The sequence below is a fragment of the Jatrophihabitans sp. genome (assembly GCF_036389215.1).
In the GTDB taxonomy this organism is placed as follows: Bacteria; Actinomycetota; Actinomycetes; order Mycobacteriales; family Jatrophihabitantaceae; genus Jatrophihabitans_A.
Genome location: NZ_DASVQG010000276.1, coordinates 1 through 1,514 on the forward strand (window position 1 = coordinate 1; position 1,514 = coordinate 1,514).

A 1,514-nucleotide genomic window follows, 5' to 3' on the forward strand; every position below is an offset into this window, starting at 1 on the left:
GGCGCTGGTGCGGCGGACTCCGGCGGCACTGCAGCCGGCGGTCATCGTCGAGGAGCCCGCCGACCCCGGCAGCCGGCTCAGGTTCGCCCGGCGAACTCGCCAGGGGCAGCTGGGCGCGGGTGAGCTTCGCCGAGTCGCGGACTGGCTGTTCAACACTCCGGCGGTGTCATGAACCGGGCACCGGACCTGGCCGAGGAAGTCATGGTGGTCACCGGCGCCGCGCGCGGCCTGGGTCACGAGATCACGCTGGAACTGCTCGAACGAGGCGCCCAGGTGGTCGCCGGATGCAGCGGGGACCCGGCTCCGCTGGAATTGCTCGCCGAGAAGTGGCCCGGTCAGGTCTGGCCGGTCGTCGGAGACATCGGTGAGGAGGAGACCAGCGTCCGGCTGATCGCGCAGGCCGCGCGGCTCGGCGGTCCGACGGCGATCCTGCACAACGCGGCGATCTCCCGAGACAGCTTGCTGGTCCGAACCACCATCGAGGAGTGGGAGGACGTGCAACGGGTCAACCTGGGAGGTGCGTTCCTGCTGTCCAAGCACGCGGTCCGCGCCATGATGCGTGCTCGCCGCGGCCGCCTGGTCTACATCTCCTCCATCTCCGCCGTGCTCGGAAACGCCGGCCAGGCCAGCTACGCGGCGAGCAAGGCGGGACTCGACGGCCTGTCGCGCAGCATCAGCCAGGAATACGCGCGGTACGGCATCCAGAGCTGCGTGCTGGCCGCGGGCCTGATCGACGTCGGGCTGGGCGCCCGGCTGGGCGAACAGGATCAGCAGGCCAAGCTGTCTCGGGTTCTACTCGGGGCGGCGCAGCCTCGCGATATGGCACGGATCGCCGCCTTCCTGGCGTCACCGGCAGCCAACTACATCAACGCCACGACCGTGCGGGCCGACGGAGGAGTGCGATTCTGATGAATGACCTGATGACCGCCACGGTACGGATTCAGGCGCCGGCAGCCGCAGTGCTCGACGTCCTGCTGGACGCCGAGCGGCTGCCGGACTGGAACCCGGCGTTCCTGACGGTGGCGCCGGCTTCGCCCGGCACGCCGGGCAGCCACCCGATCCGGGTACGCGGCGGACTGGCGGGGACATACCGCTACACCGAGGCGGGTCCGCTGCGTGTCGAGGCAACCTGGGAAGTTCCAGGCCTGTCCGAAACCAACTACTGGAGCCTGCGAGCCGAGGGGGGCGAGACCGTGGTCGAGCACGGCTTCCGGCACCGGGGCATGTTGGCTGCCGTATTACGCGGAGCATTCGCCACCGTCGCACGGCAACGGGTGGACCGTCTCAAATCGCAGGTCGAATCCGGCTGAGGCCCCGCGACCGCGTTATCGACGAGGACCGAACCCCCGGGTGGCGTGAAGTACCCGGGGCAGGGCTAGCTGTACTGCTCGGAGACGTTGGTGCAGCGGCTGATGGGTGGGCCGCCGATTGCGGTGTGTCGGCGGTGATGGTTGTAGTGGTGGAGCCAGGGTGTCAAGGCTGTTCGGCGGGTTCGTTCTGAGGTGTAGAGGCGC

General features: G+C 69.4%; 2 protein-coding genes and 1 pseudogene. 2 read left to right on the forward strand and 1 reads right to left on the reverse strand.

All coding sequences use genetic code 11. The annotated features are described in order from the left end of the window. Window positions 1-168: 168 nt before the first annotated feature. Together VF542_RS15480 and VF542_RS15485 are read left to right on the forward strand one after the other, a co-directional pair. Window positions 169-909, forward strand: a complete 741-nt coding sequence (locus VF542_RS15480; protein ID WP_408652595.1) for an SDR family oxidoreductase — start codon at window positions 169-171, stop codon at window positions 907-909. After that, window positions 909-1,310, forward strand: coding sequence for an SRPBCC family protein (locus tag VF542_RS15485; protein WP_408652596.1), 402 nt, complete (start codon window positions 909-911; stop codon window positions 1,308-1,310). The genes VF542_RS15480 and VF542_RS15485 overlap by 1 nt, the downstream gene beginning before the upstream one ends. Window positions 1,311-1,375: 65 nt before the next feature. Here VF542_RS15485 and VF542_RS15490 read toward each other — a convergent pair. Next, window positions 1,376-1,514 (reverse strand): annotated as a pseudogene (locus VF542_RS15490) (IS481 family transposase); the annotation flags it as partial.

Coding starts and splice junctions, on each gene's coding strand:
- VF542_RS15480 (WP_408652595.1), top strand. CDS start 169: ATGAACCGGGCACCGGACCTGGCCGAGGAAGTCATGGTGGTCACCGGC.
- VF542_RS15485 (WP_408652596.1), top strand. CDS start 909: ATGAATGACCTGATGACCGCCACGGTACGGATTCAGGCGCCGGCAGCC.